The organism is Chitinophagaceae bacterium (genome assembly GCA_007695095.1).
Lineage (GTDB): Bacteria > Bacteroidota > Bacteroidia > Chitinophagales > REEL01 > REEL01.
Window position 1 is genome coordinate 26,153 of record REEL01000088.1, and the last position, 18,872, is coordinate 45,024.

At 36.0% G+C, this 18,872-nt stretch carries 12 protein-coding genes; 2 read left to right on the plus strand and 10 right to left on the minus strand.

Going from position 1 to position 18,872, the window contains the following annotated elements:
* Positions 1 to 3: 3 nt before the first annotated feature.
* Positions 4 to 3,303 carry a PKD domain-containing protein gene (locus EA412_04850; protein TVR80242.1) on the plus strand — a complete coding sequence of 1,100 codons (3,300 nt, stop codon included), beginning with the start codon at positions 4 to 6 and terminating at the stop codon, positions 3,301 to 3,303.
* A 329-nt stretch (positions 3,304 to 3,632) separates the two neighbouring features.
* Here the strand turns inward: EA412_04850 and EA412_04855 are convergent, their stop codons facing one another.
* The 3 genes from EA412_04855 to EA412_04865 form a co-directional block, all read right to left on the minus strand.
* Complete coding sequence (locus tag EA412_04855; protein TVR80243.1) at positions 3,633 to 7,274, minus strand: T9SS C-terminal target domain-containing protein; 3,642 nt, start codon at positions 7,272 to 7,274, stop codon at positions 3,633 to 3,635.
* A 23-nt stretch (positions 7,275 to 7,297) separates the two neighbouring features.
* Positions 7,298 to 7,663 carry a hypothetical protein gene (locus tag EA412_04860; protein ID TVR80244.1) on the minus strand — a complete coding sequence of 122 codons (366 nt, stop codon included), beginning with the start codon at positions 7,661 to 7,663 and terminating at the stop codon, positions 7,298 to 7,300.
* A gap of 559 nt (positions 7,664 to 8,222) precedes the next feature.
* Positions 8,223 to 12,236: a PAS domain-containing sensor histidine kinase gene (locus tag EA412_04865; protein ID TVR80245.1), complete on the minus strand. Its 4,014-nt coding sequence runs from the start codon at positions 12,234 to 12,236 to the stop codon at positions 8,223 to 8,225.
* Positions 12,237 to 12,338: 102 nt separating this feature from the next.
* Between EA412_04865 and EA412_04870 the strand changes: the two genes are divergently transcribed.
* Positions 12,339 to 12,809, plus strand: a complete 471-nt coding sequence (locus tag EA412_04870; GenBank protein TVR80246.1) for a peptidase — start codon at positions 12,339 to 12,341, stop codon at positions 12,807 to 12,809.
* A 4-nt stretch (positions 12,810 to 12,813) separates the two neighbouring features.
* On the opposite strand, the gene EA412_04875 is transcribed toward EA412_04870, so the two are convergent.
* The 7 genes from EA412_04875 to EA412_04905 form a co-directional block, all read right to left on the minus strand.
* The gene (locus EA412_04875) at positions 12,814 to 13,683 is read right to left on the minus strand and encodes an RNA polymerase sigma factor RpoD/SigA (GenBank protein TVR80247.1); all 870 of its coding nucleotides are present in this window, start codon (positions 13,681 to 13,683) and stop codon (positions 12,814 to 12,816) included.
* A 136-nt stretch (positions 13,684 to 13,819) separates the two neighbouring features.
* Complete coding sequence (gene gldC / locus EA412_04880) at positions 13,820 to 14,170, minus strand: gliding motility protein GldC (GenBank protein ID TVR80248.1); 351 nt, start codon at positions 14,168 to 14,170, stop codon at positions 13,820 to 13,822.
* Between the two features lie 15 nt (positions 14,171 to 14,185).
* Positions 14,186 to 14,797: a thioredoxin family protein gene (locus EA412_04885; GenBank protein ID TVR80249.1), complete on the minus strand. Its 612-nt coding sequence runs from the start codon at positions 14,795 to 14,797 to the stop codon at positions 14,186 to 14,188.
* A gap of 122 nt (positions 14,798 to 14,919) precedes the next feature.
* Complete coding sequence (locus EA412_04890; protein ID TVR80250.1) at positions 14,920 to 16,047, minus strand: cytochrome-c peroxidase; 1,128 nt, start codon at positions 16,045 to 16,047, stop codon at positions 14,920 to 14,922.
* Between the two features lie 41 nt (positions 16,048 to 16,088).
* Positions 16,089 to 17,078 (minus strand): cytochrome-c peroxidase, encoded by a 990-nt coding sequence (locus tag EA412_04895; protein ID TVR80251.1) that lies wholly within the window; start codon positions 17,076 to 17,078, stop codon positions 16,089 to 16,091.
* A 13-nt stretch (positions 17,079 to 17,091) separates the two neighbouring features.
* Complete coding sequence (locus EA412_04900) at positions 17,092 to 17,892, minus strand: hypothetical protein (protein ID TVR80252.1); 801 nt, start codon at positions 17,890 to 17,892, stop codon at positions 17,092 to 17,094.
* Between the two features lie 101 nt (positions 17,893 to 17,993).
* Complete coding sequence (locus tag EA412_04905) at positions 17,994 to 18,776, minus strand: hypothetical protein (GenBank protein ID TVR80253.1); 783 nt, start codon at positions 18,774 to 18,776, stop codon at positions 17,994 to 17,996.
* Between the last annotated feature and the right edge of the window lie 96 nt (positions 18,777 to 18,872).

An 18,872-nucleotide genomic window follows, 5' to 3' on the forward strand; every position in this document is an offset into this window, starting at 1 on the left:
TTTATGCAAAAGCTCGTCTGTTCTCTTTCTGTTTTCTTTCTGTTTTTTCTCAGCTCTTTTTTTAATCCACTCAAAGCAGATAAAATCTATTTTGAAGACCAATTGATTATTCAGTTATATCACAACGAAGACGCTGAACAGTTTGTGGAAATGTTGAATAACAGTCAAAATCCGGCTGAATGGTATTTAAAAAGAAACTTAGTCCCTTCTTCAAATATTTGGCTTTTAGCTTTTAATCCAAACTTGAAAAGTGTTGAAAATGCACTTGATTTCATCTCCCGCCAACAAGAAATACAAATAGCCCAATTTAATCATACAAATTTAGTACAAAGAGCCATCCCAAATGATGCCAGTTATGGAAACCAGTGGAGCATGCCCATGATTTCCGCACCTGATGCATGGGATATAACCACCGGAGGAACTACTTCTACAGGTGACAGAATTGTAGTAGCTGTAATAGATGACGGCTTTCGCTTATCGCATAATGATTTAAACTTTTTTGAAAACATACACGAAACTAATAACGGGCAAGATACTGACGGAAACGGCTATGTAGATGATGTGAACGGCTGGAATGCCTATCAAAATTCCGGTAATGTAACTTCCTCTTTTCACGGAACGCATGTATCCGGTATAGTAGGAGCCATTGGGGATAATAACATAGGCGTTGCCGGTGTTAACTGGGATGTAGATGTAATGGCTATACAGGGTTCTTCCGGCAATGAAGCTACTGTGGTCGCAGCTTATGGCTATGCATTAACCATGCGCCAGGTTTATGACCAGACAAATGGCCAGCAGGGAGCCTTTGTGGTTTCTACCAATGCCTCTTTCGGAGTAGATTACGGGAACCCGTCCAATTATCCCATTTGGTGTTCGTTTTATGACACTTTAGGACGATACGGAATACTTTCAGCCGGAGCAACAGCAAACATCAATCTGAATGTGGATGTGCAGGGAGATGTCCCCACCGCTTGTCCCAGCCCGTATATGATAGCTGTCACAAACACCAACTCAAGTGATAATAAAAATAACTCGGCAGCTTACGGAGCCAATACTATTCATTTAGGTGCTCCCGGAACCAATATCTACAGCACAGGCTCAAGCAATGATAATGATTACCGAAATGCCACCGGAACTTCAATGGCAACTCCCCACGTTGCCGGAGCTATTGCACTTATGTATGCCGCTGCCTGCCCCGGATTAATTGAAGATTACAAAATGTATCCGGATAGTTTTGCGCTGATTTTTAAAAATCTTCTTTTAGATAATGTAGACCCAAACAGCTCCCTAAGCGGAATAACCATTACCGGCGGGAGACTCAACCTCCATCAGGCGGTACAGGCTGTCGTTGATTACTATTCCGCACAGGAATGTTCGCTTGACAGGCCTCCTTCCAGTGATTTTTCGGCTGTGCCGCTTACGATTTGCAATCCGCAGGAAATAGAATTTACCGATAAATCAAACTTTGACCCTCAAAGCTGGTTCTGGGATTTTGGAGACGGAAATACCTCTACTGACCAAAACCCTACGCACACTTATATGCAAAACGGAGTGTATAATATTACCCTGATTACAACAAATACTTTCGGGAGTGATACCACTATCAAACAAGCTTATTTAGAAATTAATACACTTTCAGTTCCTGATTTTGTAAGCAGCAACAATATATGCTCAAATACAGATGAAGACCTGCAGGCTTCTCCGGTTTCCGGTGGAAATATCTTTTGGTTTGATGACCCCGAAACGCCTAATTCATTACACAAAGGAAACACTTTTACGGTTAATGTATCAAACGGACAGCACGAATATTACATACAGGAAATTGAAGATACCGTCATACAAAATGTAGGTGAAACAGACAACAATCATAACGGAAACTTTTTCACTTCAAACACCGACAGATTTATGTATTTTGACGCATTTGAAGATTTAGTGATAGAAAGTGTTAAAGTTTATGCCAACAATGCGGGAAACCGAACGATTGAGCTAAGGGGCAGTAATGGCAATGTAATAGAATCCTTAACTGTAAATATTCCCGGTGGTGAAAGCCGGGTCACTTTAGACTTTATGGTTCCTCAGGGGAATAACTATCAATTAGGCTTGGGGGGTAATAACAACGGGCTTTTCAGAAGTGACGATCAGTCCGCTATAAACTATCCTTACACAGTTTCCGGATTGATTTCAATTACCGAATCAGATGCAGGCGCTGACCTTGGATTTCCTAACAGATATTATTACTACTTTTTTGATTGGGAAGTGTATAAAACTACATGTTCCAGTCCCCGAAAGCTGATTACGGTAAATGCCGGTCCGTGCTCTTCAGCGCCGGTACCCAATTTTTCTGCTTCAACCACACAAATCTGTGAAGGCGAAACCATTAACTTTACGGATCAGTCATTGGGAAATACCACTGCCTGGAACTGGCAATTTACAGGAGGCAGTCCTTCTGTTTCAACCGACCAAAACCCTTCCATCACCTATAATACGCCCGGCGACTATGCAGTAAGCTTACAAGTTACAGGACCGGATGGTGACAGCAGTGTGACTTTCACGGGTTATATCAATGTATTACCGGAACCGGATTTACAATTTGATGCAACCAACTACCATATTTGTGAAGGAGAAAGCATAGAAATAAATGTTAGTGGTGCAGCATTCTTTAACTGGAACCCATCAAGTGGTTTAAATCAATCTTCGGGCAGCAGCGTAATAGCTTCTCCACAGCAAACCACCACATATACTGTTGAGGGCCAAAGCGGGAGTTGCAGCACTACCGAAACAATCACGGTAGAAGTCAGTCCGCAGCTATCTGTTCCCCCGCTCATTGTCTCCAATAATCAACTATCGGTAACCGTTCCCGGGCCGGGCTATCAGGTACAGTGGTTTAAAAACAACCAGGAAATCAATGATGCCAACAATTTAGTATTTAAAGCTCAAAAAAGCGGCGAATACTTTGCGGTAATTACACCTCCCGGTGGCTGTCCTGTGCAGACCGAATCTGTAGAGATTACTGTTGTCGGCTTTGACAATCTTGATTTACAAGAAATGCAATTTACGGTTTACCCAAATCCGGGCAATGGCTTATTTAATGTGCATTTTGAAAATTTACCTTCAGAAACATTGCACGTAATAGTTTACAACAACATAGGTGCAGAAGTACTGTTAAAAGAAATTCGTCATGAACATATTTACCGGGAATTTCATTTTGAGATAGACCTGCGTGACAAATCCAGTGGTATCTATTTCTTAGAAGTACAAAGCAGTGAATACATCTATCCGTTACAAAAGCTGATTATCTACTAATAGACAAAAGGCATTTCATAAAAAATTAAAAGTGAGAAGCATATTTTGGGCGTGCCCCCTCGAGTCGGACTATTCGCTCCAGAAGCACTTGCTGCATAGATTTTTAAAAGAAAAAACAGATGCATCCAGATTTTTCATTTGTATGATTTTTAACCACAATAGCTTTGTGAACAACACAAAATTCTGTAGTTCATAAAATTAGAAAAATCTTTAAAAATGTATATAAAAATCCTGAAAAGTATATTAACTTCAGAGTTCGTATCATTACTTGATTAACAATTTATATATGATTAAGTTTTCTCCATCTAACAAGTTTTAATAGGAAAAGACTATTCACGCAACACCACTTTCTCTGTAAATCGCTTACTTTCACTTTCTATAACTATCATATAAATCCCTGATGCAGCAGTTTGCATATTAATTCTTGTTTGGTATGGCAGATTTCCAATTTGCTCGATGCGCTTAAATTCCCTGCCTGTAGCATCATAGATAGTTATACTTTTTGGTAAATCAGTCATTTCAGTTATGTTTAGCTCTATCTGTTTACCAATAGTATAAATTTTAATCTGCTCTTTGTTTTCCAAGGTCTCTGTGGAAGAAATTACTTCACTGACTTTTAACTGCTGATAGCTTTCTGATACACAATCTGCATTCTTTGCAATTAAGCTGATTTCATAATAGCCGGGTGCGGCATACCCATAAGTGAAATCATTTTCCTCAAACAACTGATTACCGTCTCCCATATCCCAGATATATTGATTAGCTCCCGTACTTGCATTATTAAAGTAAACCTCCTCTCCGGTATATATTTCATCGCTACTAAGTGTAAATACTGAATGGACTTGAGCTTTTTCGCCTATTACAATAGTTTCTGATGTCGTATAACCACTTTCATGGATAAATTCTATGACATAATTACCCGAAGCTATAGCCTTTGAAACCAAACCATCTATATCTCCTGAAGCTATTGGATTGGCGTCTTCATCTTTTAGGCTAAACTCCCAATTTCCGCTAAGATCTGTCAGTATTATTCGTCCATTTTCTCCTGCACAGCCTGCTTTTTCTGTTTCTAATGAAATAGGTTTGCTAATGTGCAAAAAGAATCTATGATCGTATTTGCCTTCTGAAAGATTTACCTCATATATATCTGTCTGACGTAAATCAGTAATTATGTTTGTTTCAGTATCTTCCAGATAAATCATGGCTGTTGACGGAAAGTCCTCTAAATCTGACAAACCAAGAGTATAGTCTCCGCTTTCTCTAATAAAAACACCTAGTGGAATCGTGTATGCTTCTTCAAAGGCCGGCATAGACTTAATGCTGTAAGTATGTTCATCATCAATTGTATAAATACTTGGAACCCCAGTGCCGTTCAGCATTTTAACAGCATCATAACGTTCATCAAATTCAACTGTCTTTCCGGCTTCAAAATACAATACCATATCATCTCTGAAATTCACATTTTCAGCATACAGCCTGATTAGAGAGCGTTCCGGTTTTGTTACTTTGTAAAAGCTGGTATTTGTTGCTACTCTGTGTGCATTGTTAAATTCTAATTGTGCACCCGGAGCTAATGATGAAGTTGTTTTTACTACAAAGCCCTGACCGGGAGCTATGACACCATTAAATCCATTAGGAGTGGATGCAACACCATTGATATAACTACGGTAAATTCCTCTGTAGGTATTTGTGGATAATGAATTGTCAAAAACATAGGCTGCATTGACCATACCCGAAGGCAAATCAATTGCTACGGTATCCCACTCAATAGAAGAAGGGTAAGGATTACCCACATAATTCCAACCGTCGTGAGCGGCATCATTTACAATATTTGAATATGATAAATCTACGTTTACTTCCCCATTATGTACTGAAGAGCCGCTGAAAGTAAGTGTTTTATCACCCGAAGTATACACAAAATAACTACTTCCGGCATTCATAGTTCCATTTATATAAGCCTGCCAATAGCGGTAGTCTGTGCCTCCGATATTCTCCGAAGCAGATTCATCCCATATAAAAGCATTGGCTAATAGTGAATTCCAATTGTTAAAGCTTACATTCACATCAGCATCTATATAATCAGCAATGTAAAATTGGACTGTTGGATCTCCACTTGCTGAGAAGTTGTTAATATCTGAAATATCTAAGTTTAGAATCGGTGAGGCTATCAACCTGTAACCACTCAAATTACCCGGCAGAAAACGTTCTACATGAAATGTACCTGTTCCGTAAAGGGCACTGCCCGGAGTTTGAACTAAATTCCCACCACTTTCAATTGTAATACTTCCGTTATTTTGCAATTCTCCGTTAATAGTAATAGACTGATTGTTTGATATGGTTATAGTAACTCCGTTTTCTATTGTTAAGCCACCTATTTCGGGTACTCCATCAAAGACGGGATAATTACTGAGCCCAGAGGGAATAACTATATCACTTCCGGCTTCCGGCACTATTCCATTATCCCAATTATCAGGATTATTCCAATCTGTATCAGCTGCACCGGTCCAAACAAATTCTTGTATATCATACATAACAGCAAAACCACTTCGAGTCATTCCGGCAATGGAGTTAAAACTCCCACCTATATAGACAGTATTGCCTTCTACAGCTAAAGCATTTATAAAATTGTTTGCATTAGGGTTCCAGGCAGTAGCATTAGCAGTAATAGCATCCAATGCAGCTATGTTATTTCGCGCCTCACCACCTATAAAGCTAAATTCTCCACCCACATATACCGTATTCCCCTCTACGGCCAAAGCGAAAACCTGATCATTAGCGTCTGGATCCCATAATGTAGCCTCTCCAAAAAATGACTCATCAAGTTCGAGTGCTGCAATATTGCTCCTCATTGTTGCACCAATGAAAGAAAAACTACCTCCGGCATAGACTGTAGTGTCTTCTATGGCTAATACACGGACAGAACTAACACCAACACCTCCGGCATTAGGATTCCAAAAAGTAGGAGTACCGGTAGTTGCGTCCAAAGCGGCTATATAAGTTCGTGCATCCCCTCCAATCGAAGTGAACAGCCCTCCTGCATAAATAATGTTATCATCTATAGCCAGGGCACGCACGGTATTATTGGCTCCGGGATTCCAGGCAGTAGCATTGCCTGTATTTATATCAAGTGCTGCTATATTGCTTCGCGCTGCTCCACCAATGTTACCAAATGAACCACCTGCATAAACTGTACTACCGTCTGTAGCTAAGGCATAAATTAAACCGGTAACATTTGGATCCCAAGCGGTAGCTAAGCCGGTATTTACATCCAGAGCAGCTATTCGATTTCTTGATTCTCCACCAATAGATGCGAAAGCACCTCCTGCATAAACAGTGCTACCGCTTACTGCAATTGTCCAGACAGTACTGCCGGCATTTGGATTCCAGTTGGTGGGGGCGCCGGTGGTCGCATCTAAGGCTGCTATATTATTGCGAGTCTGCTCGCCTATATTTGTGAATTCACCACCTGCATAGACCATGCTACCCGTTACTGTAAGTGTCCAGACATTATCATTAGCATTTGGATTCCAGGCGGTGGCATTGCCGGTGATCGCATCTAAGGCTGCTATACGATTTCTTGATTCTCCACCAATACTTGTGAACTGTCCTCCTACATAGACTATATTGCCACTAACTGCAATGTCTCTGACAATATTATTAGCATTCGGGTTCCAGATAGTTGCATTGCCGGTAGTGGTATCCAGTGCGGCTATGCGATTGCGTGACTCTCCACCTATACCTGTAAAATCACCACCCGCATAGACCGTACTTCCACTCACCGCTAAAGCACGAACAGGTTGACTGGCATCCGGATCCCAAGCGGTGGCATTGCCAGCGGCAACATCTATGGCTGCTATACGATTGCGTGACGCACCACCTATGTTCGTAAAATCACCCCCTACATAGATGATGCTACCGTTCAACGCTAAAGCGCGTACAGTGTTATTGGCATTGGGGTTCCAAGGATGCAAACTGCCATCAGCATTGATTCGTGCTATTCTGTTACGAGGCTGATCCCCAACTTCGGTAAACTCGCCCCCAATATACCACCCCCACTGCCATCAGGTATAGATGTATGCACCTCAGCGTTTGGGTTTAAGAAAGTGATGTCAGGAATGCCGGAAGATGCGCTGATACTAGCACCATATGGCTCAGAAGATGGGGCTATCGAACTAAAAATTCCGCCTAAGTACACCGTATTACCATCCCTTACCACTGCGTTTACAGTGCCGTCTGGCTGCCACCAATGCTCCTGAAGATAAGCCGTATTTTGAGCAACAATATCAACTGTTATTGTTAACATAATAAAGTAAAAAATAAAAAATACTTTAAGTGAAAGTTTGAAAAAATAAGTTTTCATAATCAAGAGGTTTAATTAATGAAAAATCACATCATTTATATGGAGTATTAAATATCTTCTTGCTAATAGCTTTTATATAAATTCGGACATAAGATGAGCTAATCATAACTGTAAATAACTCTTCAGTAACACACTACATAATAATACAATTATAAATAAAAAATACTGTTTATCCAATATCTAATTCAAATTTTCATACCACACTTATACAATTTGTCAATGTTTAAAATATTTTCAAGAGATAAAAAATTCAGGAAAATTTTAGTAGATACGGATTTAGATCGCAATCAAAAAGTTTTTTTTACTGGTCGTTTTAGATATTTTTAATTTTTTAGACACTATCCCTAAATGTGCATTACATTCTAAGCAAAAAATTCTCATTAATTTTAAGTTAGATTGATAAGGAGCAATTTCTTTAAGTCAACAATAATTACCTTTCATGATTTGCATATTTTCTCACATAAAAAAGCGGAACATCCAATAAAGGACATCCCGCTTTTTATTTTTATTTTTTAACTTAATACAAGTAGAAAAGAATCAATTTGATTAAAATTTAACCCTAACCGGTAATTTTTTTCTTAAACTCATCGATTAAATATGTCAACTGAACAGAAACCTCATCTACTCTTTTCTCAGCGTTTTCTAAATTTTGCTCATTCTTAAAATCAATCTCCATGTTTAAGATTAAATCGGTTGTTGGTTCAGCACCAATGGTAACTATAGAACCTTTGAGCTTGTGTGCCCTTGCACCGGCAGTTGACCATTCTTTTTTAGTTACAGCCTCTTTTAACTCTTTAAAGGTCTGTGGCACAGTCTCTATAAAAAGCCCCAGAATCTGATTCATCATTTCCGAATCACCACCGGTAATTTCGCTTATATTTTCTAAATTGTAGTTTACCATACTTTTTTGATTAAGAGACTTATCATCTTTAACTTTTCTTTTCGTTTGATAGTCTTTCATAAGACTTTCTTCTTTAGATACTTTCTTTGATTTTTTACGAGATGCCGGTGTCAAAGTTTCAGAAATTAATTTAATGAGATCCTTTTCTTTGAAGGGTTTAGACAAATAATTATTCATGCCTGCACTTAGACAACTGTATTTCTGACCTTCAAAAGCATTAGCAGTAAGAGCAATAGCCGGCACTAACGCTTTCTTTTTATCAGACATCTTTCGTATTTTTTTAATGAGCTGCAAACCTGTCAATCCCGGCATTTCAATATCTAAAAGTAACAAATCAAACTTTTTCTCATTATACATTTCCCATGCCATGAGACCATTATCTGCCAATTCATAATCTATATTCCAACTTTCTAAAATAGAGCGAATTAAATACTGATTTACAGTATTGTCTTCAGCTACCAAAACTTTTGCATTTTTAATTATATGAGAATAATCTATTTCCTCAATTTTAATGGCATTACTTTTTACTAAATTATCTTTTACCAAAGAAAATGGTATTTGAAAAGTAAATGTACTTCCTTCATTTAGTTTACTTTCAGCCTTTATACTTCCATTTTGCAATTCCAAAAGCTTTTTACATATCGACAGACCTAAGCCCGTTCCTGTAAATCCGTGATTTTTCACCTGATTGAAGCTTTCAAAAATTGATTTCAATTTCGTTTTTGGTATTCCAATTCCGGTATCTTTTACAGTAAATTCCAAATTTATTTTCCCTGCACTTGTTTTTAATGGTTTACAGACTAATTCAATTGAACCTTTGTTAGTAAACTTAATAGCATTATTAATCAAGTTTATAATTACCTGCCCTAACCTATGCGGATCTCCTTTCAAACATAATGCCTCATCACAAAAATTCGTAAGTTTTAATTCAATTCCTTTAGCTGATGCTTTGTAATAAAAAGGCTTTAAATTTTTCTGAATAGTTTGAGCTAAATTAAAAGGAATCTCTTCCAAATTAAATTTACCGGATTCAATTTTTGCCAAATCCAGAATGTCATTGATGATTACCAAAAGGTTATCTCCTGAGTTTTGGATTACTTCCAGATATTCTCTTTGCTGCTTATCAAGATTTGTTTTTTCTAAAAGTGAGGATAAACCTAATATCCCATTTAATGGTGTTCTGATTTCATGGCTCATATTAGCCAAAAACAACTCTTTGGCTTTAGCCGTATCCTCAGCCTTTTGCTTTGCTGTTTTAAGATGTTTTTCTATTAAAATTTGCTCTGTAAAATCAATAGCAACGGTATTATATACCGGATTTTCATCACTACCCCTTACTTTAAAAACATGATATCTCAAATAAATTGGGGTACCATTTCTATGTAAAACTTTAAAGATACCTATAAGGCTTTTTTTCTTTTTTAAATTCTTTAAATAATTTTTAAAATCGCTTTTATGATAGTCAGGCAAGAAATATGAAATTTTCTTACCAATAACTTCTTCCTGATTATAACCGATTTTTTTCTCAAAATAAGGATTCACACTTATGAAACGTCCTTCTGAATCATGAGTAGCTATTATAGCCTGGCTGTAATTAATGAGATCTTTATATTGCTGGTCAGATTTTAATAAAGCAATTTCTGATAGTTTTTGCTGAGTGATATCCCTTGTGGAGCTTTGTAATTTCAATATCCTTCCGAAATTATCTTTTATAGCTTTTGTATAAGTTTCTACCCAAATATATGCCCCGTCTTTTTTTCTTAGCCTGTATTGAAATGTATTTTCAAAAATACCCTTTCTTTTATTTTTTCTGGCCTCGTTTTTTACCTTTTCAACGTCCTCGGGATGAACCATCTCATAAGGTGATGTATTTTCTAATTCACTGGATTTAAACCCCAGCATATCTTCACATGCCTTGGATAAATAAATATAATCTCCATTGGACTCATGTAAACAAATTAAATCACGACTGTATTGAGATAGCAATTTATACAGCTCTTTTTGTTTATTTAACTCATTTAAATTGTTTTTAATCTCTGTTACTTCCCGACAACTAATAACAATTCCGTTTATCAAAGGGTCTGCAGTTCTATCTTCAATTTTTAACTCTACATAAAAGTTTTTTTCGGAGGTGTCCGGACATATCCTAAACAAGTTACATTCTGGTTGAACATCCGGATTTGCAAATATTTGAAGAAATCGAACCTTATCATTTTCGTGTATTATGTCAACAAAAGGTTTCGCAATCAGTTCCTCTTCATTCAATCTCATTAATTCATTAACTCCGGAGCTTAGAAATAAAATCTTCCCTTCTTTATCAACTATAGTAAGAAAATCTTTAAAATTTGAAAGTAAGTACTTTAGTTTAGCGTCTTGCTCTTTGACTATATAACTTTTTGTAACTTTTTTAGTCAGATTATTGATGTTAGTAATGATGAAATTAGTGTTCTGTATTGAAACAGATTTATAGTTCAATTCAAAATTGACTTTACCTCCTTCAAATTCAAGCTCATGAATAACTTTAACTGCTTCGCCTTGCTTAATATTTTCAACTATTTTATCCCAATCAGCTCGTTTATACAGATTATTCGTCATCTGCGTTTCATCTACTTGCGGAAAAACTTCTGAAACTATGTTAAAAGCAGCCGGATTAAAATATAATACTTCATTTTTAGAATTAACTACCTGTATACCTTCTCCCAGGAAACCATATATTTCATTAAAATATTCCTCAAGCTTAGGTGCCAATACATTATCTAAATATTGATTACATGATATAACTATATAATCGTCTCCGGTATGTAACTTTTTTACATTTACTTTATGAAAGTATCCGTCAAATGAATTTAAAAGATAAGTCTCCCCATCTTTCCATTCAAAAGCTGAGGACTCGCTTTCAGATATTTTCGGGAATACATCCGATAAATAAATTTCATGTTGTGAATGTGCTAGTGCTCCCCATTTTTCTTCGGCTTTTTCATTACAATAAAGCAGTAAACGACTTTTTTTATCAAAAATTAATATTGGATTTTCAAAAGGCTGATATTGCTTCAGCAGCTCATCAAATACTTTATCGGCATTAGCTTGTACTGTGATATCTATAGATATAAAAACATTCCTTTTAAAATCCATGTCATCTTCTACAAAAAAGCAGTATGTTTTAATTATTCTTTCCTGTGCATTTAAATTTTCAACTGATGACTCCTGTATTGCAACCTGAAAAGGGGTTTTATGTAATTTATTAAATACTTTTTCATCAATTTTAAAAATTTCTTTAAAAGAGAATGGGGTCGCATTAGCAAATATATCATTTTCATCCAGCCCTAAAAAGTCTGTTAATTTTTTATTTGAGTATTTGCAAACTCCATTTTCATCGGTAATACAAATCATCAAATTGTCTTCCACTAACCATTTGAAATCAACCTCATTTTTGATTAAGCATTCAATCACACGGCGTAATTCTTCATTTGGAACGACTTTCCACATATCTCTTTTACGCAGTTTTCGTTTGAGAGCTTTACTCTTCATTTGCTTTGATTTAGCATCATGGTTAATTAATTTATCAGTTAAATGTCTTTCATGTACATTACACTGATTCAATAAATTCGGATTTTGATTTTTTTCAGATAAAAAAATGTCCCAAAAATTCTTAAAAACAAGTGATAATAACATTGTAGTTTTGTTGATAGCGTTTTATACGTGAAATAGACTGAGTAGTTAGAGAAATCTCGTCTTTTTATTAATTTTTTTTTATCTTAACAGACAAATTCAAGCATGAAAAGCAATATTAAAAAAAATTATGTTTTAGGAAGGGTTGATAAAATTGACTTACCGGATTTAGAACTTTTTGATTTAGATGCAAAAATTGATACCGGAGCTTACAGTTCTTCCATTCATTGTCATAATATTGAAATTGAAAAAGTTAATGGAAAAGAAATCTTAAAATGTAACTTATTGGATCCCAAACATCCTGTTTATAATGAAAAAGTTTTTCGTTTTGATGATTTTACCAGAACCAGGGTTAAAAGTTCAAATGGTCAGGTTCAAAAAAGGTTTTTAATCAGAACAGACATTTTACTGTTTGGCAACCGATTTTCCACCGATTTTACATTAAATGATCGTCAGGAAATGAAATACCCTATTTTACTTGGCAGAAAATTACTTAGACAAGGGTTTGTTGTTGACGTTAAACAATTCAACCGAAGTTTCAGAAGGAAAAGTAAATTAGAGGCTGACAATAAATAGTTTTCTACCCGAGATATTGCCTCAAGGCTTTACTCTTTGTAGCCTTTTTAAGTCTTCTGATAGCTTTTTCTTTAATTTGCCGAACTCTTTCTCTAGTGAGGCCATATATTTTACCAATTTCCTCAAGTGTATGTCCGGGTCCTCCATCTAATCCATAATAGATACAAACTATCTGAGCGTCACGCTCAGACAAGATACTCATGGCTGATTTTATTTCATTTTTTAATGAATCGCGAGACATATTCTGTTCAGTTTCTGAAATGTCATTGCAGGGAACTCTGTCTTTCAAACTGCCTGAATCTTCATCATTTTCAAAAGCAGGCGCATCAAAAGATACATGTTTTCCTACTGAAGCCATTAAATCATGGATTTCAGATTTAGTAATTTGCAGTATTTCCTCTAATTCTTCATCGGTGGGTTCTCTTTGAAATTCCTGCTCAAAATCATTCATAACATTTTTGATTTTGTTAACAGACACCATTTTATTTACCGGCAACCGAATGATTCTGGCCTGCTCTACCAATGATTGCAAAATAGATTGACGAATCCACCAAACAGCATAAGAAATAAATTTAAAGCCTTTACTTTCATCAAACTTTTGCGCAGCTTTAATTAATCCCAGGTTGCCCTCATTAATCAAATCACTTAGGGGAAGTCCCTGATTTTGATATTGTTTTGCAACAGATACGACAAAACGCAAGTTTGCCTTCGTTAGCATTTCAAGTGCTGCAGCATCACCCTTCTTTATTCGTTTTGCTAAAGCAACCTCTTCTTCTGATGTTAAAAGTTCTGTTTTGGCTATTTCCTGAAAATATTTCTCTAATAAAGGGCTATCCCTGTTAGTTATCTGTGTTGTAAGTCTTAATTGTTTCATCCTTCGTTGTTAATGGATTTTTCATTACTAAATCAAGCATTTTTAAAGTGCCTGATTTTACGAAGGATTCAGTCAAAAGTTACATTTTGTAATTAGTTCAGATTTTTTATAATGGTGGCGTAGAGAGATATAGAGATTACATTTGATTCTTTTCCCACTCGTTTGTTTTTTGTGCCAGCTTTTCACAAAATTCTTTCATATCTGCCATTACATAAGGATTTCCGGTGGCTTTATGAAAACTTTCAGCTGATGTGACTAAAGTCTGCAAAAAATGGGTCCGCATCTCGTCAACACGCATTTCTTTTGTCCATAAGTCTAAACGCAGGGTGTTATTTTCTTTTGCGTCCCAAATAGAAAGCATAACCGATTTGGTGTCTTTAAATTCGTTTTGTTCATCAGGAAAAGTATTCCAACTTATTTTTTCCGGTATATTTTTATCATCTAATTCAACTTTAAAGATGATTTCAGATTTTTTGTCTTTTTGCATAAGAGGTTTTTGTTTTTATGAGCGCTTCCACCAAATTTTTGCGTTTTGAATTAATTCTTGTTGAGTTGTTTCTCCTTTATCTTGTTTGTAGGCTGCTTCCATTTCTTCAATAAATTCATCTAATTCCTTATCAGGATTTGCCTTATATTCCAAAGCACGCTCTTGAATATGAGCCGGTCGCGGCCCCCAGGTTCCCAGAACCTTAAAGTCAGATTTACGAAGGCATACAAGTTTAGGAATTGATCTGGATTTATCCGTCAGAAAATTATCAAACAAAACCGGATATTCTTCCCTGAATAAAATTTTCAGGTCAATTTTATCAGAATAATCAGCTACTTTCTTTATAGCCGGCAAAATGTGTGATGAATCGTCAGACCATGCCTCAGAAAAAACTATCCAAATCCACTCAACATTTAAATCATCTAAAAACTCTTCAGCGGAAGAAATTAATTCTATATTTTCTTCTCCCCATTTCATACGGTCTATATTCTTTAGTGTGTTCTTTACTAAAGCTCCCGACTGATTGGGGCCTGAAGTCCTGTTTTTACTGACTAATTCTATAACTCTGTTTTTATAATCAGCATAAGTCAATCCCTGATCTATATGTCTTTGCTTAAATACACTCATTATTCAATGTTTTTTTGCAAAGTTAATGACTTATGACAAATTTTTTGAGGCAGAGGCTATAAATAGTTTCACTTTATAAAAATCGAGCTGAATTGTAAAAAGCTTTGGAAAAAGTAAAGAAATTAATCTGTTAAATCATCCCACACAAAGCCCGGATCCTGAAAGGGGTTTTTAAAGTCCGGATTGTTCAAAAATTCATGATCGGTTAATGTGAGCAAAAAGGCATGTAAATCATTTTTTTCATTCTGTGTAAGCTGAACGCCTCCCTGAAAGAAAAACTCCATTAAGGGATCTACATTAGGCGAGTTTTTTAATCCACTACTGTAAAATTCTATAACTTCCATTAATGTGGCAAATTCACCATTATGCATAAAAGGTCCGCTGACTTCTGTATTTCTCAATGTAGGTGTTTTAAACTTTCCGTTATCCAGCGGATTTCCTGTTACAGCTCCCCTGCCTAAATCATTAAAGTCATTTAAAGAAGAAGCTTCCTGCAAAGCATTATTATGAAATAAGTTATCTGTGAATAAAATATTCCCATGACAATGAAAACAATCCGCATCTTCACTGAAAAACATGTCGAAACCGTTCAACTCTGCATTTGTAAAAAAGGCTTCATTACGCTGAACTTTATCAAATTTGGAATTGCCTGAAATAAACGTTCTCAAAAACTGTGCGATTGCTTTGGCTGTAAGTTCCGGAGTTATTTCAGTTTCATCAAAGGCTTCCCTGAAAAGCTGAGGGTAATAATTATGATTCATCAGGCGGTCAACTGCATCAGTCCAGGATAAATTCATTTCAATCGGATCGGGAACAGGTTTTAAAATCTGATCTTCCAGTGTTGGTGACCGGCCATCCCAGAAAAAGTGCGTGTTAAAACCGATATTAGCTAAAGACATAGATGTGCGTGTACCTTCTATTCCCTGCACACCTGTACTGAATTTATTTCCGCTGTCTGTAAAATTAAAACTTTGATTGTGACAACCGGCACAGGAAAGAGTAGAATCTAAAGAAAGTATCGGATCATAAAAAAGCAATCTCCCTAATAAAATTCCTTCTTCAGTAAGTTGGTTATCCTGAGGTATCACCATTTCCGGGAAATTAGACGGCATATCAAGTGTAACCGGGGTGGGGTTATATACAAATGAATCCTTGGGGTCATCTTTAGGCGGTTCCGGCGGATCTTTTTTACACGCTTTAAAAGCAAAAATTAATGCGAAAAAAAAAGTAATAACAGCGAGCTTTTTCATAATCTATCAAACATTTTGTTAATGAAAAAAGTTTCTTTCAATTAGACCCCGTCATCTAAAACTAATAAAAATTTTACCAAAGCACTTTTATCTTCCTCAGATAAATTCAAAGGTCTGATTCGGCTATCCTGATTCACATGTCCGGAACCTCCTGAGTTATAATGATTAACAACCTCTTCAAGCGTAGCTAAACTACCATCATGCATATATGGGGCTGTTAGGGATACATTTCTTAAAGATGGGGTTACAAATCGCCCCTCATCATCCGGATTTAATGTAATGCGCATTCTGCCATTATCTGCATATACATCATATAAGCCATTATTATGAAACTTTTGATCGGTAAGCAAAAAACCTGTATGGCAGGACCCACAATTTGCTTCTCCGAAAAAAATTAGCATTCCCTTCTTTTCCATTTTACTTAAAATCTGTTCATCACCGCTTTGCAGGTATTGATCATAACGACTGTTTCCCCCTATTAAAGTTCTCTGAAAAGCAGCTAATGAACGGGTTAGAACGAAAGGGTCCGGTTCACGACCAAAAGCTTTTTTACTGAGCGTTACATATTTTTCAATTTTTTTTAGTCTTTCAATAACTTCCGGAACACTAAAATCCATTTCAGCTGAGTCGCTAATTGGTGCTAAAGCCTGAAGTTCTAATGTCGGAACTCCTCCATCTTTAAAAAAAGACGTTCTGTATGCTGTATTTATCAAAGTTGGCGAATTACGCATGGAAAGTCTGCCATGAATCCCTATACTTTTTGGCAAGGCGTCTGTAAATTTTTTTTCCGGCAAGTGACAAGATGCACACGAAACAGTTGAATCTCTTGACAAAATAGGATCAAAAAAAAGCATCTCCCCCAGTTTTACACGGTCTTTTGTAAGGGGGTTATCTTCCGGAATTATAGGTTGCGGAAAACCCCAGGGCAAATCAAGCTTATACATTTCCGGAAATTCTTTTATTTCTTCCTTTCCGCAAGAAACCAAAAGCAACAGAACTGATAAAAAAAAGTAAACTACATTGCGATACATACTTATATGATGACTATTCCACAGAGATAGAAGAAACCAAATTATTAACAACTCTCTCCGCTAACTCAAAGTTATTTAACGTATGTGTTGAGTTTTCTGTTGCAAAATCTAACATATCATCAGGGTTTTCAAGTATTTTGTCCATGTCAAACTCTAAACGAATTTTATTATCTGCATCAGCTGTGAAATCTTTTAACACTGGAAAAGTTAATACCACTTCCCTGTATAAATCCTCCAGACCTGTATGATATAATAAAGCCCGGTTATAACTAGAACTTTGCCCGGGGTCAGTATTTACTCTACCCTCTATTTTGGTAAAAATATAACCGGTATTCCAGTCCCAATGTGTGCCATGATAAATGCTTAACGGATGTTCCTGCGGATATTGAGCCGGATCGGAGAAATTTTTATCCTCACCTACTCCTATTCCAAACGATATGCTGTTGTATGCTCCTTTGGGAACCTCAAAGTTAAATTTTACACCGGAATTATCATCTGACATATGTGCATCATTGAACTTAACGAGCATAACATCACTTAAAAGAACCTTATTTTCATCTATATCTATCAAATAAATATCGTGAAAATAACTCATAAACATCTCTAACTGATAGGGATATCCGAGTGGGTGCATATATTGATTAAAAAGGATTAAGTTTTCTTCTCCCTTTACAGCTTTAAATTCAATAGTTATATTTGCTTTTAGCTCTTTATAGGGGTCTTCCGACTTGTCTTTTTTACATGAGTTAAAAGATATAACGAAAAAGGATCCGAAAAATAATAAGGTTATAAATTGTTTAAATAAATTTTTCATTCGATTATTTTATGTTTAAAAAGAAGATGCTAAATTATCTGTAAAGAGATAATGCATACTAACCTTTAAACATATTCTGTGCATATAAAATTCAAAATGAGTTACTTTTTTGCTTTTAAATAAAAAGCTTTATTGAAGTTATCACTAAAAAGAATAGCATTTTGAATAGCAATTTCTCCTGAAATAGCCATTACTATTGGGTTATTTGCAACCTGAATGCCATCGAAAAGTTTATTAATATCTAATTTAATATTTATATTAGCATTCTGTTCGGCATAAAGATTTGAATTCAGCAAAACAGATACTTGCTCATACAGCATATCGGTTCCAATATGATATGCTAAATCCTGATTAAGTTCAGCATTCGGGGGAATAGTATTATCAATCCTCCCTTCCAGTTTAAAAAATATATATCCCGGATTAATCTCCCAGTGCATACTTGGAGACTGATATCCTAAAGGATGTCCATGTGAGTATTCAGCCGGATTTATATGATTTAAGTGCTCCGGAACTCCCACATTAAATAGAATCTCATTATATGAAGCTATCGGCAATTCAAATGAGCCGGCAATATTGTCATTAGGGTCAATTAAAAATACCTTATCTGAAAAATGAATGGTATCATTATTAGAAGACACAAACTTAAAATCAGATAAATAATACCGAAGAAAGGTAAACTTTACAAAACGTGCATCGAGCATATAATATTCACGACCGTACTCAAATTTGTCATTATTAACAAAGTGGTGGAATTTAAGCTGTAGATTTATTAGGTTTTTATTCTCATCGTATATACAACAATCATCACAGGCACTACCTCCGGCAGGGTGAAAATTTTCAGCATCCGGGTCGTGGCAACTTTCTTTATTGCAAGCAGAAAGCAATACGAGTAAGATTAAAAAAAGGAATGGACACTTATGCATAATAGCTTTATAAACTTTTGTAAAGTTAAGCATTATTCGTTTTCTGTAACATAAAGT

Coding starts and splice junctions, on each gene's coding strand:
- EA412_04885 (TVR80249.1), bottom strand. CDS start 14,797: ATGAGTGTATTTAAGCAAAGACATATAGATCAGGGATTGACTTATGCT.
- gldC (TVR80248.1), bottom strand. CDS start 14,170: ATGCAAAAAGACAAAAAATCTGAAATCATCTTTAAAGTTGAATTAGAT.
- EA412_04865 (TVR80245.1), bottom strand. CDS start 12,236: ATGTTATTATCACTTGTTTTTAAGAATTTTTGGGACATTTTTTTATCT.
- EA412_04875 (TVR80247.1), bottom strand. CDS start 13,683: ATGAAACAATTAAGACTTACAACACAGATAACTAACAGGGATAGCCCT.
- EA412_04900 (TVR80252.1), bottom strand. CDS start 17,892: ATGAAAAATTTATTTAAACAATTTATAACCTTATTATTTTTCGGATCC.
- EA412_04870 (TVR80246.1), top strand. CDS start 12,339: ATGAAAAGCAATATTAAAAAAAATTATGTTTTAGGAAGGGTTGATAAA.
- EA412_04850 (TVR80242.1), top strand. CDS start 4: ATGCAAAAGCTCGTCTGTTCTCTTTCTGTTTTCTTTCTGTTTTTTCTC.
- EA412_04860 (TVR80244.1), bottom strand. CDS start 7,663: ATGAAAACTTATTTTTTCAAACTTTCACTTAAAGTATTTTTTATTTTT.
- EA412_04895 (TVR80251.1), bottom strand. CDS start 17,078: ATGTATCGCAATGTAGTTTACTTTTTTTTATCAGTTCTGTTGCTTTTG.
- EA412_04890 (TVR80250.1), bottom strand. CDS start 16,047: ATGAAAAAGCTCGCTGTTATTACTTTTTTTTTCGCATTAATTTTTGCT.